1 protein-coding gene is annotated in these 280 nt (G+C 40.0%); it reads left to right on the forward strand.

Annotated features, from left to right (window positions below; translation table 11 throughout):
• Positions 1–280: reverse transcriptase domain-containing protein (locus LMC10_RS01105; protein WP_267866771.1), on the forward strand; the 280-nt coding region annotated here is incomplete at both ends.

The following is a 280-nucleotide window of genomic DNA, read 5'->3' on the forward strand; positions in this document are numbered from 1 at the left end:
GTGGTGGACCGAATGGTTCAACAAGCTGTAGCCCAAATTCTTACGCCTATCTTTGAGCGTGTTTTCTCTGATAATAGTTTTGGCTTCCGTCCCCACCGTGGGGCCCATGACGCTATTGAAAAAGTAGTAGATCTTTATAATCAAGGTTATCGAAGAGTTGTTGACTTAGACCTAAAAGCCTATTTTGATAACGTTAATCATGACTTGATGATTAAGTATCTCCAACAATATATTGATGACCCATGGACACTAAGACTCATTCGTAAGTTTCTAACTAGCG

Origin of the sequence: Limosilactobacillus reuteri subsp. simiae (assembly GCF_020784875.1) — a bacterium.
GTDB classification, from domain to species: domain Bacteria; phylum Bacillota; class Bacilli; order Lactobacillales; family Lactobacillaceae; genus Limosilactobacillus; species Limosilactobacillus reuteri_H.